Origin of the sequence: Paenibacillus sp. GP183 (genome assembly GCF_900104695.1) — a bacterium.
Lineage (GTDB): Bacteria > Bacillota > Bacilli > Paenibacillales > NBRC-103111 > Paenibacillus_AI.
The window spans coordinates 1,039,768-1,061,770 of the sequence record NZ_FNSW01000001.1 but is presented as its reverse complement, the minus strand read 5'-3'; the positions used below and the strand labels follow the sequence as shown (position 1 = coordinate 1,061,770).

General features: G+C 44.7%; 22 protein-coding genes. 16 read left to right on the top strand and 6 right to left on the bottom strand.

All coding sequences use genetic code 11. The annotated features are described in order from the left end of the window. Nucleotides 1-27 precede the first annotated feature (27 nt). Nucleotides 28-1,353 (top strand): FAD-binding oxidoreductase, encoded by a 1,326-nt coding sequence (locus BLV33_RS05205; RefSeq protein WP_090788916.1) that lies wholly within the window; start codon nucleotides 28-30, stop codon nucleotides 1,351-1,353. Nucleotides 1,354-1,447: 94 nt separating this feature from the next. Beyond that, nucleotides 1,448-1,789: a bacillithiol system redox-active protein YtxJ gene (gene ytxJ, locus BLV33_RS05200; protein WP_090788914.1), complete on the top strand. Its 342-nt coding sequence runs from the start codon at nucleotides 1,448-1,450 to the stop codon at nucleotides 1,787-1,789. A 122-nt stretch (nucleotides 1,790-1,911) separates the two neighbouring features. On the opposite strand, the gene BLV33_RS05195 is transcribed toward ytxJ, so the two are convergent. Both BLV33_RS05195 and BLV33_RS05190 read right to left on the bottom strand, forming a co-directional pair. Further along, entirely contained in the window at nucleotides 1,912-3,696 is a 1,785-nt protein-coding gene (locus tag BLV33_RS05195; RefSeq protein ID WP_090788912.1) for a sensor histidine kinase, read from the bottom strand. Nucleotides 3,697-3,722: 26 nt separating this feature from the next. Continuing rightward, on the bottom strand, nucleotides 3,723-4,472 hold the full coding sequence (locus BLV33_RS05190) for a response regulator transcription factor (RefSeq protein WP_090788910.1): 750 nt from the start codon (nucleotides 4,470-4,472) through the stop codon (nucleotides 3,723-3,725). Nucleotides 4,473-4,747: 275 nt separating this feature from the next. Here BLV33_RS05190 and BLV33_RS05185 point away from each other — a divergent pair, with 275 nt between their 5' ends. The 8 genes from BLV33_RS05185 to BLV33_RS29865 all read left to right on the top strand — a co-directional run bounded on the left by BLV33_RS05185 (nucleotide 4,748) and on the right by BLV33_RS29865 (nucleotide 11,334). Further along, nucleotides 4,748-6,094 (top strand): ABC transporter substrate-binding protein, encoded by a 1,347-nt coding sequence (locus BLV33_RS05185; RefSeq protein WP_090788908.1) that lies wholly within the window; start codon nucleotides 4,748-4,750, stop codon nucleotides 6,092-6,094. 24 nt (nucleotides 6,095-6,118) lie between these two features. Continuing rightward, nucleotides 6,119-7,054, top strand: a complete 936-nt coding sequence (locus BLV33_RS05180) for a carbohydrate ABC transporter permease (protein ID WP_090788906.1) — start codon at nucleotides 6,119-6,121, stop codon at nucleotides 7,052-7,054. Beyond that, nucleotides 7,054-7,887, top strand: a complete 834-nt coding sequence (locus tag BLV33_RS05175) for a carbohydrate ABC transporter permease (RefSeq protein ID WP_090788904.1) — start codon at nucleotides 7,054-7,056, stop codon at nucleotides 7,885-7,887. The genes BLV33_RS05180 and BLV33_RS05175 overlap by 1 nt, the downstream gene beginning before the upstream one ends. 28 nt (nucleotides 7,888-7,915) lie before the next feature. Beyond that, a complete protein-coding gene (locus BLV33_RS05170) occupies nucleotides 7,916-9,304 on the top strand; it encodes a family 4 glycosyl hydrolase (RefSeq protein WP_090788901.1) in 1,389 nt (462 codons plus the stop codon). A 210-nt stretch (nucleotides 9,305-9,514) separates the two neighbouring features. Then, on the top strand, nucleotides 9,515-10,048 hold the full coding sequence (locus BLV33_RS05165) for an AAA family ATPase (RefSeq protein WP_090788899.1): 534 nt from the start codon (nucleotides 9,515-9,517) through the stop codon (nucleotides 10,046-10,048). Between the two features lie 201 nt (nucleotides 10,049-10,249). Then, nucleotides 10,250-10,798 (top strand): hypothetical protein, encoded by a 549-nt coding sequence (locus BLV33_RS05160; RefSeq protein WP_090788897.1) that lies wholly within the window; start codon nucleotides 10,250-10,252, stop codon nucleotides 10,796-10,798. Nucleotides 10,799-10,841: 43 nt separating this feature from the next. Then, nucleotides 10,842-11,141, top strand: coding sequence for an antibiotic biosynthesis monooxygenase family protein (locus tag BLV33_RS05155; RefSeq protein ID WP_090788895.1), 300 nt, complete (start codon nucleotides 10,842-10,844; stop codon nucleotides 11,139-11,141). A gap of 115 nt (nucleotides 11,142-11,256) precedes the next feature. Further along, entirely contained in the window at nucleotides 11,257-11,334 is a 78-nt protein-coding gene (locus BLV33_RS29865) for a putative holin-like toxin (protein WP_366414846.1), read from the top strand. A 187-nt stretch (nucleotides 11,335-11,521) separates the two neighbouring features. Here the strand turns inward: BLV33_RS29865 and BLV33_RS05150 are convergent, their stop codons facing one another. After that, a complete protein-coding gene (locus BLV33_RS05150; protein WP_090788893.1) occupies nucleotides 11,522-13,630 on the bottom strand; it encodes a putative bifunctional diguanylate cyclase/phosphodiesterase in 2,109 nt (702 codons plus the stop codon). A 164-nt stretch (nucleotides 13,631-13,794) separates the two neighbouring features. Here BLV33_RS05150 and BLV33_RS05145 point away from each other — a divergent pair, with 164 nt between their 5' ends. Next, nucleotides 13,795-14,703, top strand: a complete 909-nt coding sequence (locus BLV33_RS05145) for a DMT family transporter (protein ID WP_090788891.1) — start codon at nucleotides 13,795-13,797, stop codon at nucleotides 14,701-14,703. On the opposite strand, the gene BLV33_RS05140 is transcribed toward BLV33_RS05145, so the two are convergent. After that, a complete protein-coding gene (locus BLV33_RS05140) occupies nucleotides 14,673-15,830 on the bottom strand; it encodes a M20 family metallopeptidase (protein WP_090788889.1) in 1,158 nt (385 codons plus the stop codon). The two genes, BLV33_RS05145 and BLV33_RS05140, sit on opposite strands and share 31 nt — an antisense overlap. Before the next feature lie 129 nt (nucleotides 15,831-15,959). On the opposite strand from BLV33_RS05140, the gene BLV33_RS05135 reads away from it, so the two are divergent. Together BLV33_RS05135 and BLV33_RS05130 are read left to right on the top strand one after the other, a co-directional pair. Beyond that, complete coding sequence (locus BLV33_RS05135) at nucleotides 15,960-16,268, top strand: hypothetical protein (RefSeq protein ID WP_090788887.1); 309 nt, start codon at nucleotides 15,960-15,962, stop codon at nucleotides 16,266-16,268. Nucleotides 16,269-16,396: 128 nt separating this feature from the next. Then, the gene (locus tag BLV33_RS05130; RefSeq protein ID WP_253187205.1) at nucleotides 16,397-17,062 is read left to right on the top strand and encodes a GDSL-type esterase/lipase family protein; all 666 of its coding nucleotides are present in this window, start codon (nucleotides 16,397-16,399) and stop codon (nucleotides 17,060-17,062) included. Here BLV33_RS05130 and BLV33_RS05125 read toward each other — a convergent pair. After that, the gene (locus BLV33_RS05125; RefSeq protein WP_090788883.1) at nucleotides 17,034-17,663 is read right to left on the bottom strand and encodes a PAQR family membrane homeostasis protein TrhA; all 630 of its coding nucleotides are present in this window, start codon (nucleotides 17,661-17,663) and stop codon (nucleotides 17,034-17,036) included. The two genes, BLV33_RS05130 and BLV33_RS05125, sit on opposite strands and share 29 nt — an antisense overlap. 47 nt (nucleotides 17,664-17,710) lie before the next feature. Here BLV33_RS05125 and BLV33_RS05120 point away from each other — a divergent pair, with 47 nt between their 5' ends. Then, complete coding sequence (locus BLV33_RS05120; RefSeq protein ID WP_090788881.1) at nucleotides 17,711-18,481, top strand: SDR family NAD(P)-dependent oxidoreductase; 771 nt, start codon at nucleotides 17,711-17,713, stop codon at nucleotides 18,479-18,481. Nucleotides 18,482-18,670: 189 nt separating this feature from the next. Here the strand turns inward: BLV33_RS05120 and BLV33_RS05115 are convergent, their stop codons facing one another. After that, a complete protein-coding gene (locus tag BLV33_RS05115) occupies nucleotides 18,671-20,761 on the bottom strand; it encodes a HelD family protein (protein ID WP_090788877.1) in 2,091 nt (696 codons plus the stop codon). Nucleotides 20,762-20,980: 219 nt separating this feature from the next. Between BLV33_RS05115 and BLV33_RS05110 the strand changes: the two genes are divergently transcribed. Both BLV33_RS05110 and BLV33_RS05105 read left to right on the top strand, forming a co-directional pair. After that, the gene (locus tag BLV33_RS05110; protein WP_090798696.1) at nucleotides 20,981-21,439 is read left to right on the top strand and encodes a glutathione peroxidase; all 459 of its coding nucleotides are present in this window, start codon (nucleotides 20,981-20,983) and stop codon (nucleotides 21,437-21,439) included. A gap of 4 nt (nucleotides 21,440-21,443) precedes the next feature. Further along, complete coding sequence (locus tag BLV33_RS05105) at nucleotides 21,444-21,992, top strand: MOSC domain-containing protein (protein ID WP_090788876.1); 549 nt, start codon at nucleotides 21,444-21,446, stop codon at nucleotides 21,990-21,992. Nucleotides 21,993-22,003 lie beyond the last annotated feature (11 nt).

The following is a 22,003-nucleotide window of genomic DNA, read 5'->3' as shown; positions in this document are numbered from 1 at the left end:
AATTGGCATTTAAGGAGGGTGGATCAGATGGCGATTGGCTGGCAAAAGGAAGCCTTGGAGCGGCTTGGCGATGAACGGATATTACTGGACTATGACTCTCGCTCGAGGCTTTCCAAGGATCATTACTGGTTTTCTCCGATTCTCAAAAATAAGCTGAAGGACAAGATTGCGGATGGGATTGCCCTACCGTCGAGTGAAGCGGAAATCATCGATTTGCTGAAATTTTCCTATGACGAAAGAGTCCCAATAACGGTCAGAGGAGCCGGAACCGGCAATTATGGACAGGCGATTCCCCTGCATGGCGGACTTATTCTGGATGTAAGCGGTCTCGATCAGATTCTCGAATGGGGCCAAGGATTTGTTCGCGTACAGCCCGGGGTTATTTTGGGGGATTTGGAGAGAGAAGCAAGAATGAGGGGGCAAGAACTGCGGGTTTATCCAAGCAATTATAAACAAGCTACGGTCGGCGGATTTGTGTGCGGGGGGACTATTGGTGTAGGCTCGATTAATTGGGGTCATATGTGGGATGGCAATGTACAGGAAATCACAGTGCTTACATTGGAAAAGGAGCCCAAAAAACTGATTGTCCAAGGGGATTCCTTGCTGGATTATATACACAATTACGGAACAACCGGAATCCTCACTGAGCTTGTCCTTCCGCTTACACCCAGAATAGAGTGGCAGCAGGTGATCGTCAGCTTTTCCCAATATGCCGATGCCATGCTGTTTGCGGATTCGCTTGCCAGAGACAATTCGCTGAGAAAACGGCTGGTTTCGTTGATGGAGTGGCCGATTCCTTCTTTTTTCCGGCCTCTGTCCAGATGGGTTCAATCGGGAAAAGCCGCGGTGATTCTGGAAATTGAAGAAGGCTCGCTGACCGAGGCCTATACGTACGCCAGGCGGCACAAGGGTGAGATCTCTCATTTAATCCCGGCTAGTAAATATCACGAAGACGTAGAGCTCTCTGATTTTACATGGAATCAAACGACCTATTGGGCTATTCAGGAGGATCCGGCTTATACGTATTTGCAGGCTTCTTTTCTGAGCAGCCGATTTTTGGAGCAAGCTGCCAGAATCAAAATGGAATATCATGACGAGGTGCTTCTGCATCATGAGTGGTCGCGAATCCGGGGAGCCATCATACCTCAATCGATTCCGCTTGTGAAGTTTACGACGGAAAGCCGTCTGTATGAAATCATCATCTTTTGTCATTCGATCGGAGTGTCGGTTCATGACCCGCATACGTACTTGCTGGAATCAGGGGGAAGAGGCTCCATCCAATCGATGATCGCCAAAAAACGCGAGAACGACCCCCTTGGACTGCTCAACCCAGGAAAGATCCAATACTTGTGAGCAAAAAAGCCTCAATCCCTGCAAGCTCTGATTGCAACTTATCCGGACTGGATTTATAATTATTCTTATCTGGACAAGAGAGGGGCTCACACGAATGGCCAAATGGAAAGAATTAACCTCCCTGGAGGAGTGGCAGCAAATCCTGGATGATTCAACGGCAAAGCCTGCAGTTGTCTTGAAGCATAGCACTACATGCCCGGTAAGCGCGAACGCTTTGGAAGAATTCGACAGTTACCTGGCGGGCTCTCCGAGTGAAGACGTTGACTATTACCTGGTCAAAGTCATCGAATCCCGACCTGTTTCCAACCAGATCGCCGAAGACCTTGGGATCCAGCATGCATCCCCGCAAATCCTTTATTTCAAGGACAAGGAGCCCGTGTGGAACACATCCCACTGGTCCGTGACTGCGAAGCATATGTCGGCGGTTTTGGATTAAGCTGCAAGCGAACAAGATCGGACATCCCGTTTGGGTAGACCCTGAAAAAAGTACATCTTGTAAGATGGACTTGGACTAGGATGTCTTCCTAAAGGGGATTTTTTTTATGCAAAATATTACGTCTAAAAGGAGACATCGATAGGGATCCTGATTTGTACGGAGGTTCCCCATCCGGGTTTACTCACGATGCGCAGTTTAAAAAGCTCCCCGTAGGATAAGACCAGACGCTTATTGGTATTATACAAACCGATATTCCCCGAGATGTCCTTCGCAGATTCCACAGTCGTACCTTGGTTTGTGAAGTCATCACGAGCCATAAGGCTTATGACTTCATGAAGGCGTTCCGATGACATGCCGACTCCGTTATCGATAACATGGATACTAATCATGGAAGGCAAACGTCTTATGCTAACCTTGATGCAGCACTTTCCGGGCTTTTCTCTGACCCCATGATAAATACTGTTCTCAATTAACGGCTGCAGCAGCAATTTGGGAACGAAATAACGCTGCAGATTTCCTTCCACTTCCCAGATCACTTCAAATTTATCCTTGTAGCGGATCTTTTGGATTTCTACATAGATTTGCGTATGCTGAAGCTCCTTTTGCAGGATGACCATTTTATTCTGAGGACTGCTCAGCGCATACTTTAATATATCGCCCAAATGTTCGATCATAGTGCTGGCCTCGTTAGGTCTGCCGGAAATAGCGACGGTTTTCCAGTATATAATTTCCAATGTATTGTATAGAAAATGCGGATTGATTTGCGATTGAAGAGCAAGCATTTCCATGTACCTCAGCCTGTAGCTGCGTTCGGAAAGCTGAACCTTTAAAAAGCTTTGCTCGATGAACGCTTTAATGATGTTTTGCAAAATGTAGCCGTACTCGTCGATTACTTTAACAGGAGCAACAGGCAACGGCTTCCCTTGCTCGACGGACTTAATAATCGTTACGATGTTCTTCAGGTTATTGTAGTTTTTCCTGGTGAACCAGTAGGTGATAGCGACACCAATTAATAGAGAAATAATCAGCAGCGCGATTGTGATTTGACTTAACTGTATGGGAATTTGATATAGAACCCCTTGCGGGATCAATGAAATATAGTGAAGCTTCTGTATACCGGATTGAAGATGGGTTAAGGTAAACGTCTGATTTCCCATCCGTACGGAAGACACCTGGTCCGATGAAGAAATGATTTTTTGCAAGTCGAACTGTTCGGAAGAACCATCGGGCATTTTGGTTTGAAAGAGTACTTGCAGACTATTGTTGGCAATGATGACGCTTTGTTCTTTGGATACCAGCTCCCCAAGCATGTTCTCGATATATTCGGGCAGAATATTCAAAACAATAATACCGGATGCCTTGGATGAACCGGCGGTATAAAGCTTACGATATACTGAAACGACTCGTTTATTCTGAATGCCGTACCGGTTGATACTCCGTTGCTCCAGCCAGGAATCGGCTGTATTGCCTTTCAGGTAGGAGTCGTACCAGCCACGGTCATAGAATTTATCGAGAGTCACAAGCCCTTCCGTTGATGTGAGGGATTTATTGAAGGGATTATTATAATAGACATAGATTGAATCTATATAAGGCCTGGCATAGGCTGGAGCAGAAGCGAAATTGCTGAGTAAATCCAAAGCCGTCGTCTGGTCATAGGTAAAAGTTTGGGTATTCAAGATCTCTTTCAGACGTACGGCTATGCTATTACTCGTTTGAAAGGTCAAGGTCAAGGTGTCGATCTCATTTAATATGAGCTCCAGGTTATCTCTGGTCTGCATCAGCAGTCTCATGTTTTTTTGATTGATGTCTTCTTTCACATAATGCTGTGTGATTAAGATCGACAAGGAACCGAGGATCAGAATGGGAACAAGCAGCGGAATGAGAAAGAAAACCAAATTTCTAAACATATATTGTTGCTTCCACACAGGGACAATCACCACTTCTCATCAAGGTTGATACGGAATTCTCGGGGATTTTTACCATAAAAGGCCTTAAAGGATTTGGAAAAATTTTTCGGATTTCCGTATCCGACCATTTCGCTGATTTCGTACGTCTTATATTGCGGATTAGCCAGATATTCGGCGGCCTTCTCCATTTTGGTAGCGATCACATAATCCGAGAAGGAATATCCTGTTTTTTTCTTAAAATAGGTGCTTACATAATAAGGATTCATATGCACGATGCTCGCGGCGTCTTTTAGACAGGCAGTGGGGAAATTCTGCTCCACATAAGATTTGATTTTATTGATCAACACATCGTCATCACTGACTTGATTTAGAGGCTGCAGGGTTGAATCCGGCTTGGATTCGCGGTCCAATTCTACTTTAATTTTGCTAAAAACGGCTGCAAGTTCTTTATATTTAGTAGGCTTCACGATATAGTCACGAGCCCCGTAAATTAATGCCTCTTTGACAAATTCAAAATCTTTATGGCCGGATAAGAAGACGATTTTGATTTTTACCTGGTTTGCGAATAATTCCCGTGCCAAGTCAAGACCCGATTTTACAGGCATTTTGATATCGCATAAAATAACGTCCACGGGACAATCTACTAGGAATTCAAGTGCTTGCTGACCATTCTCCGCTTCTCCGGCAATGGCGAATCCAAGCTCGTCCCACGGGAAATAGTGACTGATGCCGTGACGGATTTCAAATTCGTCATCCACAATTAGCAGCTTGTACAATGGAAATCCTCCTTCACACTGATGCATTCTTTGATAATCAATCTATATCCTACTCATTATAACTAATGAAAACGTTCACAATGCACCCATTTCTAAAAATACCATCCCATTTCTAAAATTCAGCATACTAAATATGGATTCATGTTTCAAAACTTCTTAAAGCGGGATACCCTAATCTATAAACGAATACATACCGAACAGGCCCGAAACTTGGTAATGTTATATTTGAAGAACCAATTAGACACATCATACAGGAATGAGAAGGGGTTGTGACAATGATTAGAAAATGGTTCGGTACACTCGTTTCGACAGCTTTAATCAGCTCATTGATTCTAAGCGGTTGCAGTACATCAAGAAATCAAGATAATGGTGCAAATGCAAGCGGTCAGCCGGCAGCTGTAAAACCAGGAGAAAAGGTGACGCTTCGTTTTTCCTGGTGGGGCAGCGATACCCGGCACAAGGCAACACTCGCTGCGCTTGATAAGTACATGCAGTTGAACCCGAATGTGAAAGTTGAAGCAGAGTACGGCGGATTTGACGGATACGAACAGAAGCTGAAGACGCAGTTAGCCGGCGGCACAGCTCCTGACCTCATACAGGTGGATCAACCTTGGCTTTACGACTTGTCTCAACAATCCGATGTGTTTGTAGATATCAATACGATGAAGGACACGTTCGATCTTACGAATTTTGACGACAAGTTCCTTAAAGATTATTCAACAGTGAACGGTAAATTAATCGGACTGCCTACAGGTATGAATGGTATGATTCTTTATTTCAACAAGGATTTATTCAAGAAATATAATATTCCTGAAAATACGGTTTGGGATTGGGATAACTTGCTCGAATACGGCAAGAAAGTTCATGACCAAAGCGGCGGTAAAGACGTACTGCTGAATGTCGATCCCGGTTTAGTTTCTGAATTATTCAAATATTATGTCGTGCAAAAAACGGGTAATCAATTTGTTAAAGATGATTTCACGCTTGGCTTCGATAAAGCAACTGCCGTTGACGGGATGAATTACATCAAAAAATATTTTGATGCAGGTGTCATACCTCCTTTCGAGGAGTCTCAAGCCTATGCCAATAAGGTGGAACAGAATCCGAAATGGTTCAAAGGCGAAGTCGGCATGACTCTGAATTTCGCTTCCAACATTCCGGTAATGAAGAAGGATATTACGTTCAAGACGGATGTGGCAGCGTCTATTATTTCCAAAGATTCCAAAAATACTGCGGTCGTAGCCCGTCCGTCACAAATTTTCTCGATTAACAAGAATTCCAAAAATACGAAGGAAGCCGCAAAGCTGCTGAATTGGCTCCTTAACGACAAAGAAGCAGTTACCATACTTGGAGATGCCCGCGGTACACCCGCATCCAAATCCGCATTGAAAATATTGCAGGATGCCGGGAATATCGATCCGAATATTGCCAAAGGTACGGAAATCGCCCTGAAGACAAGCGGGGGTCCCGTTAATGGCATTACAAACAATGCCGAGTTAGGGAAGGTTCGTTTGGATGTTGCGCAGAAACTGGCCTACAAGAAAGTAACTCCGGAGCAAGCTGCCGATGAACTGATCACCAGTCTGAATGCCAAGCTCAAGGAACTTAAGAGCAGCAAGTAAGCTTAAGCAAAGGGAGTGCAACCTATGAAAACAGCGGCAGTCAAACCCAATACATCCATTTCTGCCAAGGCGGCGAAAAGACGTTCTTGGAATTACATGGGGCTGCTCTACATCAGTCCATGGCTCATAGGCTTCCTGATTTTCGAGTTATATCCCTTTATTGCGTCCTTCGTGTATTCGTTTACGGATCTAAGCTTACTGAAGAAGCCGCATTTTATCGGGATGCAAAATTTCGTGAAATTATTTACAGACGATGCAATGTTCCGTAAATCCTTGCAGGTTACTTTCATCTTCGTCCTCATTGCCGTACCGCTGAAAATCGCGTTTTCTTTAATGGTCGCGATGATCCTGAATATGAAGCTGAAAGGCATTAATTTCTTTCGAACTATTTATTACTTGCCATCGATCATGGGAGGCAGTGTGGCAGTAGCTATTCTTTGGCGATATTTATTTTCCAAGGAAGGGCTGGTGAACGTCCTGTTCAGCCGTCTGCACCTGCCTTCCATGGATTGGATCGGCAGTCCGAATCTCGCTCTGTATACGGTCAGCTTACTGACCGTATGGCAGTTCGGATCTTCCATGGTGCTCTTCTTAGCTGGATTGAAGCAAGTCCCGGCTGAATTATATGAAGCTGGAAAAATAGACGGGGCTTCGCGGTTCCGGATGTTTTTCAACATCACGCTGCCGCTGATCACCCCGATCCTATTCTTTAACCTCATCATGCAGATGGTTAACGCCTTTCAAGAATTTACCGGTCCGATGATTATTACTAACGGAGGGCCGCTCAATTCTACGTATTTATACGGGCTGCTGATTTATCAGAATGCTTTTCAATTTTTCAAAATGGGCTATGCTTCGGCACAATCGTGGGTGCTGTTTCTGATCATCATGGTTGTTACCTTTGTGGCATTCAAAACATCGAATAAATGGGTCCATTACGAGGATGGTGGAAAAGGCTGATGAGCACATGGAGCAAACTCGGGTCCTATGTTTTATTATCGATATTTGGCTTGATCATGATATATCCGTTATTATGGCTGGTTTCGGCAACAACCAGAACAAATGCAGAAATATTTTCTTCTATAGGACTCATACCGCAGCATTTCAGCCTGGATTCCTATATCAAGGGATGGAAAGGATCCGGACAATATACGTTCGGTATCTTTTACAGAAATTCGATATTGCTCGCAATACCCGTCGTACTCGGAACGGTTATATCGAGTGTTCTCGTGGCATACGGTTTCGTAAGATTTGAATTCCCGCTCAAAAAAGTGTTTTTCTCGCTGATGATTTCCACACTCATGCTCCCCGGGGCGGTTATCATGATCCCGCGTTACTTGCTGTTTAAACAATTGGGATGGCTGGACAGCTATTTGCCTTTTATCGTGCCCGCTTTTTTTGGCACCTTTCCGTTCTTCAACTTCATGATGGTTCAGTTTTTCCGCGGGTTGCCCAAGGATCTGGATGAATCGGCGAAAATCGACGGGTGCGGTTCTTTCTCGATCTTGCTGCGAATCCTACTGCCTCTCTGCAAGCCAGCGATATTTTCCGTCAGTATCATTCAATTCATTTGGGTATGGAACGATTTTTTCAATGTACTTATTTATGTGAACAGTGTCAGTAAATTTACATTGCCGCTTGCCCTGCGGATGTCGCTGGATGCCGTAGCGAATGTGCAGTGGAGCGAGATTATGGCGATGTCGCTGCTTACGATGCTTCCGTGTATTCTGATCTTTTTCCTGGCGCAAAAACACTTTGTTGAAGGCATTTCCACAACCGGTTTAAAAGGATAATCAATTCAAACCTATTTGGAGGATTCTGATGGAACCCAATCATAATGTCGTTAAAGATATTCAAATTGCCTACATCGGCGGAGGCTCGAGAGGATGGGCCTGGGGCTTGATGAGCGACCTGGCGCAAGAAGGTCAGCTTTCCGGTACCGTTAAATTATATGATCTTAATTATGATGCAGCGAATACGAATGCGGTGATCGGCAATCGCCTGTCAGAACGGTCCGATGCTGCGGGAAAGTGGAAGTATGAGGCAGTTCCTTCGTTAAAGGAAGCCCTGACCGGCTCCGATTTCGTTATCATCTCCATATTGCCTGGAAGCTTCCAAGAGATGCATTCCGATGTGCATCTACCTGAAGAATACGGAATCTATCAATCGGTAGGAGATACCGTTGGCCCAGGAGGTGCGATTCGTGCATTGCGGACGATCCCGATTTATGTGGAGCTGGCCAAAAGCATTCGCACCTACGCTCCTGACTCATGGATCATCAACTACACGAACCCGATGACTTTATGTACGCGTACACTTTACGAGGTATTTCCTGAAATTAAAGCGATCGGATGCTGCCATGAAGTATTTGGCACCCAGAAATTGCTTGCCTCCATGCTTGATGAAATGGCGAATATTCCCAATGTAAATCGGCGCGATATCAAGGTGAATGTACTTGGGATAAACCATTTTACGTGGTTGGATCAAGCTTCTTATCAAGGAATGGATTTGTTCCCGATGTATCGGGAGTTTGCTCACCGCCATTCCAAGGATGGCTTTGAAGGCTCAGAAGAGGGGCACTGGATGAACAATCATTTTGCCTCGGCGGAGCGGGTGAAGTTTGACCTATTTCGCAAATTCGGGCTCATCGCAGCAGCCGGAGACCGTCACTTGGCCGAATTCATGCCGCATTCCTGGTATTTGAAAAATCCGGAAACGGTTCATGAATGGAAATTCAGTTTAACCAAGGTGGATTGGCGTAAGCAAAATCAGCGGGATTTGATTGCAAAGAGTGCAAGATTGGCTCAAGGGGAAGAAGAATTTGCCATACGGCCGACTGGTGAAGAAGGCATTGACATGGTAAAGGCTCTGCTGGGTCTCGGGGATATTGTAACGAATGTCAACATGCCCAACCGAGGGCAAATGGGCAATACGCCTCTCGGCGCTGTAGTAGAAACGAATGCAATATTCGGCCGTGACAGCGTAAAACCGATCATATCGGGAGAGCTTCCGCCGGAAATCAATAGTCTCGTGCAGCGTCATATATGGAATCAGGAAACGATCTTGCAGGCTTCGCTCAATAAGGACAAGGACAAGGCTTTTCGCGCTTTCGTAAGCGATCCGTTGGTGAATATTTCACCCGAACAAGCTAGAGAGCTGTTCGAACGCATGTTGGATAATACGAAGTCTTTTCTTCCGGAATGGAAATAAATCTTATAGATTCGAATGTGAAACAGACAGGACAGTTACTCCTTAGGAGTGCTGTCTTTTTTTGTCGAGCTGTGCAGGGATATTTTGGGATTAATTGAATTTAAAAGAGGAGTGGTGAAATATCTAAATATTTTAAAAAACCTACTGGAATTTAGTGGAGATGGGTATTTTAGAAGATGAATACAAAAAATTGATTCGAAAGGGAAAAATATGATAAAAAGAACCATATATCTGATCTCCGGACCTGCAGGCGTAGGTAAATCGACAACATCCAAAGAACTTGTAAAATCATTAGATAGAAGTGCATATATTTCTGGAGATGATATTAGTCACATTCCAGTTAATGGAAGAGGAAAACCATGGTTATGTCCGGAGACCTTGAGTTTAACATGGGAGAATGTTATCTCGATCACAAAGAATTTAATCAAATATCAGTATGATGTTGTCATTGATTATGTAACCCTACTCAAAGAATTGGATTGGTTAGTAGATCAACTAAGTGATTATCAAGTCAGAATTATTTATGTAGTGTTATTGGTTGATGAGGATACTTTGAAATATAGAGATAGTTTAAGACCGATTGAAAACCAGATGGGTGAAAGAAGCATCATTTTATTGCAAGAATTTAAAGAATCCGGGGTCGATGTAAAGCATATTTTGGATACAAGTAAGTATGAGATGAGCCAATTAGAAACTATTATTGATGACATCAAAACGAATATGAAATATGTAGTAGTGAGTTAAAAGAGACGAACAACAGTAGTTCGAAAGTTCTGAGATTATTACAAATAAGGCTTATTCATCCCAACCGATGACCTAGTTCTTAAACCATAAAACTAAACCAGAAATAGCTTGGTAAAAGGGAATATGTTTTTTATGGCGAATTACTTTCTTGTATACTTACTGTGAAGTATCGGGAATGCCAACCCAATTAAAGGGGTTCTTATGAAAAAAATTGCAATTTCGTTTTTTGCTGTATTCCTAATTTTGACAGGATTAAACCTCTCCAATCAGGAGGTGTATGCATGCAGCTGTGTTTCCAGTAATTCTGCCGAGAAGCTGGCACGATCCGACGCCGTCTTTTTAGGTAGAGTTATCGACGTGGGGGGAACCCTGAACAGAGCAATAGGGAAGGTAAGGGAGTACACATTTACTGTAGATAAGGCTTGGAAAGGACAATTGACCAAATCTACAACCATTTTCAGTAATGATGGTGCTGGTGCCTCATGTGGGTTTAAATTCAAGAACAACGAAACCTATTTGGTCTATTCATTTAAGGGAGATAACGGTGATTTAGAAACTAATTTTTGTACAGGCAATTTGGAATATCAACAAGCTAAGACTGAATTAAGCTCATTAGGACAGGAAATAGAAGTGAAAATGAATGCTCCAAACCAGCCGAGAGTGGGGACCATGGTCTTATTAATAGGAAGTATTCTTTTAGTTTTTGGTATAATTTTCCTAGTTTACAGACAAGTTAAATCCAGACGTTAAGCTTTCGGAGCATCTAAATTAAGGGAATATGAGGTATAAAATCATGATACTCGAAGTGGCGATTTTACACGTTAAATCAGGAATGATCAATGAATTTGAAAGCAGCTTCAGGAAAGCTTCCCAAATCATATCAAAAATGAAGGGCTACTGTGGTCATGAATTGCAGAAGTGTGTTGAGGAAGAGAATAAATACATTTTATTGGTGAGATGGGAAAACATCAAAGATCACACAATTGGCTTCAGAAGCTCTGAACAATATTTGGAATGGAAGGCGTTGCTGCATCATTTTTATGATCCATTTCCCGTTGTGGAGCATTATATTAATATAAATCTCAATACCTAGGAATAAGAACACTTGTACGTATTCTGGTAAATTAGTATAATATGGTTACAATTGAATCTTGGGCGGTCATGGTTTTCCTTCTTAAGGAGGTGAAGCCGTGGAATTAAAAGACGCAATGACATTAATGATCCTATTCAGCTCATTTATTGTTGCTCTTTTATCATACATCAGCAATAACAACAAGAGAAAGTAAAAACCCACCCCAAGGTTCTCCGCCAAAGGTGGGTTTTTGTCTCATTTGAAAACTCGGAGGGAAGCCCATCCAAGCAATTGTCGAGGCCAAGTGTTAGCAGCACTTGGTCTTTGTTAATTAAATCATACCATAAGAAAAAAAACGAGGCAATTGTTGAAAGTAAAATAACTGGATGACGTGGTGACTCTTAAATGCTGGATTTATCTATGTTCGTAACGTTGCCCTTTTCCAGCATAAGTAAAAATTGATCAGCAGGCAAAGGCATGCTGAATAAAAATCCTTGCATTTCATGACAGCCGAGCTTGGGCAGCTCTGTTTTTTGCAACTCGGTTTCGACTCCCTCGACGATCACGCTGAGGTTTAGGTTATGCGCGAGACCGACGATGGCCGAGACAATGGCCGAGTCGGGACGATTCGTGATATTGGTGATAAAGGAACGGTCTATTTTGAGCCGATGAATCGGAAATTTGTTAAGGTAGCTTAACGAAGAAAAGCCGGTGCCAAAATCATCAATGGAGATCAGAACGCCAAGCTCTACAAGCGCGTGAAGCTGTGCAATCACGTGTTCTGCATGGTGCATGGCCATACTTTCCGTGATTTCAAGCTCAAGGCAGGAAGGCGAGAGTCCGGTTTCCTGCAGAACTTGCCTGACTTTATCGACCAGGTCATTGCGCCGCAGCTGGACTTGTGAGAGATTGACCGCTACGCGCATGGTGGTATATCCTTGATTTTGCCACTCCACACACTGTGAACAGGCAATCTGCATAACCTTCAATCCCATGTCCACGATTAATCCGGATTCCTCAGCAATTGCAATGAAATCTCCAGGGTATAGAAGCCCTTTCTTCGGGTGCTGCCATCGGATCAACGCTTCCATGCCCGTAATTTGCTTGGTATGAACATGGATTTGCGGTTGATAATGGACGACAAATTCATCATGATCCAGAGCATGTTTGAGTTCATTCTCCAGGAGCTGTCGCTCGATTGCTTCATCATTCATTCCTGGAGTATACAGCTTGATGTGATTCTTTCCCTGTTCCTTAACCTTGTACAAGGCCGTATCGGCACTTCGCATTAATGAATCAACATCATTGCCGTCATCTGGATAGAAAGCCAACCCGATGCTTGCAGACAAATAAAATTCTTTTCCTTTAAGTAAATAAGGAAGACGCATTTCTTGTAAAATGCGATCAGCTACGGGCAGTGCTGCTTCTTTATCATTGATCATGGGCAAGCATACCGTAAATTCGTCCCCTCCCAATCGGGCAACGGTATCATGGTCTCTGACGCATTGATTCAGCCGCTCGGCAACCTCCTTGAGCACGATGTCACCTGCCGCATGACCCAAGGAATCATTAATCTGCTTGAAGCCGTCGAGATCGAGGAAGAGAATGGCCATCCTGGAGCTATCTGCATTGGATTTTTCCAGCTGTACGGATAGTTTATTCTCAAAATATCTGCGGTTGGGCAGATTCGTCAAGGAATCGAAATAAGCCATGTTTTGGATCAGCTCTTCAGATCGCTTGCGCACAGTAATATCCTTTGTCAAACAATAGACGCCGCATATTTCCTCATCGATGAGGATAGGCATGAGGATCTGATTCAGCTCAACTTTTGATTTGTTTTTGTGCAGCATGGTCGATTCAAAATTCTGAGGAATTCCAAGTGCGGCTTGAGCAAACTTCGCGGTCAGAAATTCAAACTGTGCAGGCTCGCAAATATCTGCAAAATCTAAAACGAGTAATTCTTCTTCCGTATAACCGAACAGCTTTATGGTGGCAGCATTAACGCTTGTTATAAGGCCATTCATATCGAAGGAGATGACACTGTCGGGATTGAGATCAAACAGCGATTTATATTTCTGCTCGCTCTCCTTAAGAGCCCGCTCTGATAGCTTTCTTTGGGTAATGTCATCTATGATGCACGCATAGGATTCTACGGCTCCTGAACTGTCTCTGATGGGAGTTATGGTTTCACATACATGAAAAAGCGTAAGGTTTTTACGCTGCTTCAGAGTTTCAACAACCGAGATTTCCCATTTCTTTTCAGCCAAAACTCGATAGAAGTCCTCTTGAATGGATGGAGGGATTATAGGCAGAGCTTGGCCCACAATCTCATCAAAGCTCCAACCGAACATATGCTCAAACGTTTGATTCACATGTAAAATGCGGTTTTGTAAATCACAAATGATGAATGCCACAGCGGCATTTTTAGTTAAAGCTTCAACCATTTCCTGGTAAAAATGAAGCTCATCTTCCATATTCTGTGTAGGGTAAGACCCTTGATTTGACGGCAACAAAGGAACCTCCGGGGTAGACTGGCCTTGTCATATATTCTCATTATAAGGGATAACACCTCAAAAAAGCACTGTTTTTGAGTAAAATTTCAATTAAGTTTGCTAATTCAATTTTTTGCGATATACTGTTCTCTGCATTTACAACTCCCAGGAGGGCTAACCCATTGCACTCAACAAACAAGCCTGCTATTCCGATTCTTCTTTTTATCGCTATTGTTGCCATATCGTTTTCCGCTATTTTTGTAAAATGGTCTACTGCACCGGCAGCAGTGATAGCCATGTACCGATTACTGATCACTTGCGCAGGCATGCTGCCCTTCCTGTTTGCTTACCGACATGAATTGACCCGTGTTCAAGCAAGCGACTGGATCAAATTAATCATTTCCGGCATCGGCTTGGGCTTTCATTTTCTTTTCTGGATGGATTCTCTGAGGTATACAACCGTTGCCAGCTCTACGGCTATTCTAACTTTGGAGCCTGTATTTGTCATGCTGGGTTCATTATGGCTGTTTAAACAGGGACTTAGTCGAGCGGCATTTATGAGTATGATTGTAGCTATATGCGGGGCGATTCTGATCGGTTGGGGAGATTTTAAATTCTCGGGCGCTGCGCTTAAAGGAGATTTGTTATCTTTGCTCGGAACGCTTTGCGTGGTCATTCACATACTGCTCGGTAAAAGTCTTCGCGCTGACATGTCTGCATTTGTTTACAGCTTTTTTGTTTTCTTATTTGCCGGGATTGTCTTAGCCGGATATAACCTGTTTCAAGGTTATTCATTCACGGCTTATGCAGCCAATGAGTGGGGCATTTTTCTGCTGCTTGCGATTGTACCCACGGTATTCGGACATTATTTATTCAATTGGCTGCTCAAATATATGAAAGCGACCTCGGTCTCCATGTCTGTGCTGGGCGAACCGCTTGGCGCAACCATTCTCGCTTATTTCCTTCTCGGCGAAATGATCACTCCTATACAGATCGCTGCAGGCTGTCTGCTGCTGGTCGGAGTCGCTTTATTTATTCGCAGTCAAAATAAACCGTTGGCTCAACCGGCAAATTCGTCTTTGATTTCCTGAAGCAACTCACGGCTGGACATCACGTCAAATGCCGTGAATGCGAGTGCTTTCGCCGAAAAAATCATCCCGTTCATAGCACGGTCTTCCATGGCGAGATCCCTGAATTCTTTGGTGTGGAGCGAGTGCTTTTCATCCACAACCTTCATAAAGGGGTGTATCGTCGGACAGTGAATGGACACATTGCCCAAATCCAGCGAGCCGTGATCTTTACCAATTTCAATCTCGCCCGATGAGATTCCCATCGCATTCAAATTGTGGTTAAACACACGGGACAAGGCTTCATTCGTACGCAGCTCATCATACGAATATTCATAGTTAAAGGACTGCAGTTTACAGCCTGTTTGCAATGCGGCCCCTTCTGCGCAAAGCATCACTTTGCGCACCAGCTCATCCGTATAGGAACGAGAGGCTGAACGTACATAAAACTGTGCTGAGGCATAGTCGGGAATAATATTTGGCGCTTTTCCGCCATCGTTTATGATGCCATGAATGCGGGCATCTGATTTTAACTGCTGGCGGAGCGCATTGATCGAATTGAACAACTGCAAAACCGCATCCAGCGCATTGATCCCATCATAGGGGTTCGCTGCTGCATGAGCGGGCTTCCCAAAATATTCGAACTGAATGGCATCCATGGCTAACGAGACACCCGATTGCTCATAGGTATAGAATGGATGTGCCATAAGGGCAAAATCGACATCATCGAATAATCCTGCTGCCGCCATAGGAACCTTGGCGCCTTTCGTCTCTTCGGCGGGAGTTCCATACACTCTAATCGTGCCGCCTGTTTCGCTTAAAACCGACTTAAGGCCGATAGCGGCACCGATGCTCATCATGCAGATCAGGTGGTGTCCGCAGGCATGGCCGAGATCGGGCAAGGCGTCGTATTCCGCCAAGAAAGCAGCGACTGGTCCCGGTTTACCGGAATGGTAGGTGGCGATAAACGAAGTGGGAATATCCAATACTCCACGCTGTACTTCAAAGCCATGAGCTTCCAGAAGCTCGGTTAATCGAGCGGAAGCCAGAAATTCCTCGTGCCCGAGCTCGGGATTGTTCCCGATAAAAGTGGATATTGCTTTCCACTCTTCAGCATGAAGATCAATTGTGTCTGTAATCGTCTGTTTCATGGTCCTTAATCTCCTTATCTCATTCATATAGCTTAATCATAGTATAGATGGTATCCGACTACCACTTTGGATTTACATCATGTACAATAAGGTCACCACAATCGACAGTTCGGGGGGGGGGGTGCATGTATGATGAAATATGGGGCGGAGCCCTGTCAGCATCGGTTTGCCCTGAGGTGCACGGAAATTGAACAGAGAGGACAGTGGATGGACATATTATTGTCGCTTCAGCTTGCTGAAGGGGAAACGCTGCCTCCTGGATTAGAATCACCCAGCGTATTAGTTATATGCAGTCCCAAAGGGGACATTATTCAAATCGTTCTTCACGATGAAGGCTGCGACAGCGAATTTCAGTTTACTTATGCAGAAAAGGAACAAATAGAGCACTTTGTAACGGAATTTTGTCGCCCGCTGCTGCCCATAGCGAGCGAAAATTAATGTTCCCAAGCGGACATCTTTTTTTTATGGAAAAAGGAACCGTTTCATTTCATAAGTCATTCCCAAAATGGGCAAAGTTGAATAGAATAGGATACTTTCGGCTTTGGGAGATGATTAACTTGGGCAATGTGATTCATTATCTGGCGTTCGGTGACTCGTTAACGGTAGGTTACGGGGCTCCGCCGGGTCAAGGCTTTGTTTCAGTGTTACAACAAAAGGTGGAGGTCGCCGTCCGACTTCCCGTTTATTTGAGCAATGCTGGAATGAATGGAGCTACGACGGCGCGTTTATTGGAGCTTTTGGATTCGGAGCCTGAGCTTCATCGATTCATTCGGACGGCGAATGTGATAACCATTACAGCTGGCGGCAATGATCTGATTCAGGCTGCCCTGCCTTTTATCTATAGCGGAGACAGTTCTCTGTTGATTTCAGCCCTTCAAGCTTACGAAACCAACTACAGGAAGATGCTTGCGAGAATAGAACAAATAAAAGAAGATGCCATACCCGGGGATCACCCTTATGTATTGATCTTGATTGGTTTATACAACCCTCTGCCTCAAGTGCCTGAATCCGCCGAATGGGTAAAGCGCTTTAATCACTTTCTCAATATGCTGCATTCACCAAATACTTTTGTTGTTCAGGTATTTGATGCTTTCAAGGGTAGAGAAGCCCAGCTGTTATTTGGGGATCATATTCACCCAAATGCTGCAGGGTACGCTGTGATCGCAGATCAAGTGATGCTAACCGTACCGCCAAAATTATGGGCTACCCAACATACAGTAGAACACACATAAAATGGCAGGTGCTGCCTGCAAGCACAAAAATATGCCAGATCGCATGATGATACGGAACCCGTCTCCACACATAAAAAATACTTCCGAACGTATAGAGCAATCCTCCGGCAATCAGCCACACCAATCCGTTGAACGGAAGATTTTGGAACAGCGGTTTTATGCAAAGTATAATCAGCCAACCCATCAGAATGTAACAAAGCGTGGAAATCAGCACAAATCTTTTCACATAAAAACATTTTAGCACAATCCCGATAATCGCAAGCCCCCATATGACTCCGAACATGGACCACCCTAGCGGACCGCGCAGCGTGACTAGTAAAAAGGGAGTATAAGAACCGGCAATCAATAAATAGATGGCGGAATGATCAAGGATTTCGAAAATATCCTTGGTTTTTTTATGCTGTATACTGTGAAGCAAAGTTGAACAGAGATAAAGGATGATCATGCTGGTGCCAAAAATGCTGAAACTGACCATATGCCAAGGATCTCCTTGGAGGGCTGATGCTTGCATAATCAGTAAGATTAGAGCTACAATGCTGAATATGGCGCCTATGCCATGAGTGATAGCATTTGCAATTTCTTCGCGAATGGAATATTGCATATAGTTGCCTCCTCACAAAAAATTACTAGATTGGACGATGTGCTGAGATGCTCTTACCTTCATTTCGATTAGACCATAAAGTGGCATTGATTACAGGTGCCGGACGCGGTATTGGTAAAGCACTGGCCTTAGGCTTTGCTGAAGCCGGAGCAGATGTAGTTATTATATCAAGAACGGAAGCAGATTTGCAGCAATTGGCGAAAGAGATTCGTTATTTAGGAAGAAAAGCATATCCGATCGCAGCGAATATAAGATCGCGAGCAGAGATCGAGCAAGCAGTTAATCAAGCAGTTGAGCAGGCTGGGCGGATTGACATCTTAGTGAACAATGCCGGTATGAACATTCGCAGTAAAGCACTGGATGTGACGGATGAAGAGTGGGAAACAATTATGCAGACGAACCTCAAGTCGGCCTTCATTTGTTCCCAGCTTGTCGGAAGCCTCATGAAAGAGCAGGGAAGCGGAAGCATTATCAATATTTCTTCTGTAGGCGGCCATGTAGCGCTTCGCACAGGAGTGGTTTATGCTGCCTCCAAAGCCGCCATGATTCAAATGACGAAAGTCTTGGCCATGGAGTGGGGCAAAAGCGGTATCCGCGTGAACGCGCTCGGACCGTGGTATTTCAATACACCGCTGACTGAGAAACTGCTGTCGGATCCTGTTTATTTGGGTGAGATCATCTCCAGGACGCCTATGCAGCGTGTGGGTGAATTGCCGGAATTGGTCGGACCTGCCGTTTTCCTTGCATCCGATGCGGCCAGCTATATGACCGGACAAACCTTGTTTGTCGATGGCGGCATGACGATTTTTGGCTTCTAGTCAAGCAGCTTACCCTCAATGTAATTTATACAATATTTGAGACTATCGCCACCTCTTGCACATACAGGTGTTAATGCACAAAAAAAGCCGGATCGAAGTTACAAAACTTCAATCCGGCTTTATCTTTCTCGCCAGCAACATCGTTCCACCCCATTTCATTGCGGAGTGATGTTGGAGGACGACTCAAGCTTATTGAGGAAACTCGGTTGAAATGTTCTCCCGATCTTGCAAATCTACCAGCGGAGAAGCTTCTCCGCTATAGAGCAGCCACAGCTCATGGAGACAGCGGGTGCAGCCCACATATAGCAGCTTGGCATCGATGATGCTTGAAGTGTAATGCTCGCCATCGACATCCATCAGGATGACGGCATCGAACTCCAGGCCTTTAGCCAGGTAAACCGGCAGCACGGAGATCCCGCCTTTATATTCTCTCTGCCTGGAGCTGATCGAATTGCATGGAATCCCTGCCTGCTGCAGGTTTCCATACAGCTTCTCGCTCTGTTTTTCCGTTCGGGCTATCACCGCTATGGTCGATGAAGAGCCTGCCCGAATTCGGTTCAAAGCTTTGATCAGCATCTTCATGCGTTCCGATTTCTCTGTTTGAAGGATGCGTACCTTATCGCCGCTGCGGAAAACGGGAACTGCCAAAAGCCCTGTCTGACCGCCTCGGGAAAGCACACTATTGGCAAACTGTATAATCTCCATTGTGGATCTATAGCTTCGCTCCAGCTCGAAATATCCTGACTGCTCTTCCGGAAACATCGAACTGAACTCCTTCCAGTCCATAATCCCCTGATAGGCGTGAATGCCTTGCGAGAGATCCCCGAGAATCGTAAAGGAGCGATTGCGCGTGAACATATCCAGAACGGCAATTTGAAATGGTGAAAAATCCTGCGCCTCATCAACGACAACATGGTCGAACATTCGCTCCGAGGGGATTCCATGCAAGCGGCAGTGGACAAATAAAAGCGGGGCCAAATCTTCATGCTGTACGGTTTTATGCTTAAACTGCGTATCCGGGTAGAGCAGTTGATATAAGCTCAAAGCCGTGTGCTCCGGCCAGCTCTTCAGATAAGTTCTAAGCTTTTGGGCTGATTTTTGCTTCAGCTCTTTTTTGCGGGACATCTCCCAAATCGGTTCCAGCTCCATTTCAAGCCAGCGTTTGATGCGCGCCACGACCCGATCCCTTCGCTTGGCCAGCGGGTAATGGTTATTTTCCACGAAAAACCACTCATGAATCGTTTGGATCGGCAATACTTTGCCTTCCCAAGGTTGAAAGGATGATGACGGTATATAAATTTGTTCAAAACTAGCCAGTTTTTGCTCCAAATCCTCTTTAAAGCTCAGTGAGCCTTTGAATCGACCTGGTGCATGCTCATTGATTTCCGGTCTGTTAGGACCTATCGCAAACCAGGTATTCAAGGTCACAGTCGGATCAGCCAGCTTAACTTCCTGTTCCAGAATATCCAGTGCCCAATCTGAAAATGTGTTTTGCTGAATATCTCCGACACCCAGCTCCGGGAGAACCGATGAGATATAGTCAAGAAACATACGGTTAGGTGCAAAAATGATCATTTTCTCCGCCCGAATTTGGTCGCGGTATTGATAGAGCAAATAGGCAAGTCGATGCAAAGCGACAGTCGTTTTACCGCTTCCGGCGACACCTTGGATGATCAAAGCCGTATTTTTGGCGGCACGGATAATCCGGTCCTGCTCCGCTTGTATCGTAGACACGATATCCCGCAGCTTGTTATCTTTATTTTCGCCGAGTCGATAGAGCAGGAATTCATCATGTGCGGCCAGAGAATCCTGTTCACGGTCAAAGGTGTCCACGACCCGCTGAAGAATTTGTTTGCGAATGACCACATTTCGCTTCAGATATACAAGACCATCGATCAGACCGTCTGGCGAGTCGTAGGCCGCTGCATCCAATCCGCCGGTAAAAGAATAAAAGAGGCTCGCAACCGGAGCTCTCCAATCAATCACAAGCAGCTTGCTGCTGCCTTCTTCCTCAATTCCGGCTTTGCCGATGTAATAAGGGGTGGGAGCGCCCTTGCCGGATTCCTGAAAATCCAGTCTGCCAAAATACGGCTCATCTACAGCTTTCGATAGATTACGCCTGGATTGCTCCCGCATGCTGTCAAGCACTTGTTCTGTCAAATCCTTGCCATAATAGGCGGGAATCCTTTGCAGCCGTTCAAGCTGCTGATCAATTTTCTTGCTCGTGTGCTCGAGCCTAAGCATTTCCTCTTGATAGGCACTTTGAATCTTTTCATCCAAGATCAGTTACCTCCTAAGTTTTGGATCATATATAAAAAATCGAAAATCAAATATACCATAGCTGCGGAACTCAAGCAAGCGAATGATTATTCGGATGCATACTTTTCATAATTTCTGAGTTTGGCAGTTTGGAGGAAAATGGTGTAGTATTTAATACAGTAAGCCTAATATGGTTAGTGGAAACAGGAGGAAGATAAAATGAGTGCGATTTATGAAATTATGGCAGTAAATGCAAAAGGTGAACATCAAGATTTGGGCTCATTTAAAGGTTCATCTTTACTTATTGTCAATCTGGCCTCCAAGTGCGGATTTACCCCTCAGTATAAAGGGCTTCAAGAGCTTTATGAAACATACAAGGATAAAGGTCTTGTCATACTTGGTTTCCCCTGCAATGATTTTGGAGAACAAGAGCCCGGGACTATAGAAGAAATACAGGATTTTTGCTCCATCAATTATGGTGTGAACTTTCCGCTTTTTGATAAAGTGACCATACTTGGCGACGACAAGCATCCCCTGTACCAATGGTTAATCGACCATTCAGATTCCCATGAAGACGTGAAGTGGAATTTTGAGAAGTTTCTCGTGAATAAGGATGGGCAGCTGGTCGGGCGTTACTCCAGCAATGTTGCACCAGAAGACCAAGAGCTTCGCCAGGATATTGAAGCTGCATTGAAATAAAACCATGAGAATTGATGCGACTGTGGAAGCTGTGCTCATTGCAGATACGCCTTCGACTTTTTTAACCAGAAGACTGGAGAAGGTTGATTTGATTTTTGGCGGCATAGAAGGAGATCGCCATTTTGGCATTACCGCCCAAGCCGATGTCCGGCAAACGATGTATCCTCGAGGTACGGTCATCATGAATCGACGCCAGCTTAGTATGGTGACTGTTGAAGAGCTGGATGAGGTAGCTCGGAAAATGGGAATTGCTGAAATCAAACCGGAGTGGCTGGGAGCTAATATTCTGCTTAGCGGATATCCATCATTGACTGAGCTGCCCATGGGGACAAGGATGATGCTGCCTAGCGGCGGCGGGATTGTGTGTGAAGGTGAGAATGAGCCTTGTATGGGACCAGGCAAGCAATTCGCCGACCATTATGGCGAGCCGAAGCTTGGACAGCAATTCGTCAGGCTGGCCCATAAAAAAAGAGGCATAGTCGGCTATGTGGAACATCCGGGAGAGCTGCGGGTCGGAGACAGAGTCGTAATTGTACTGGAAAACGGTCAATGAAAAAAAATAGG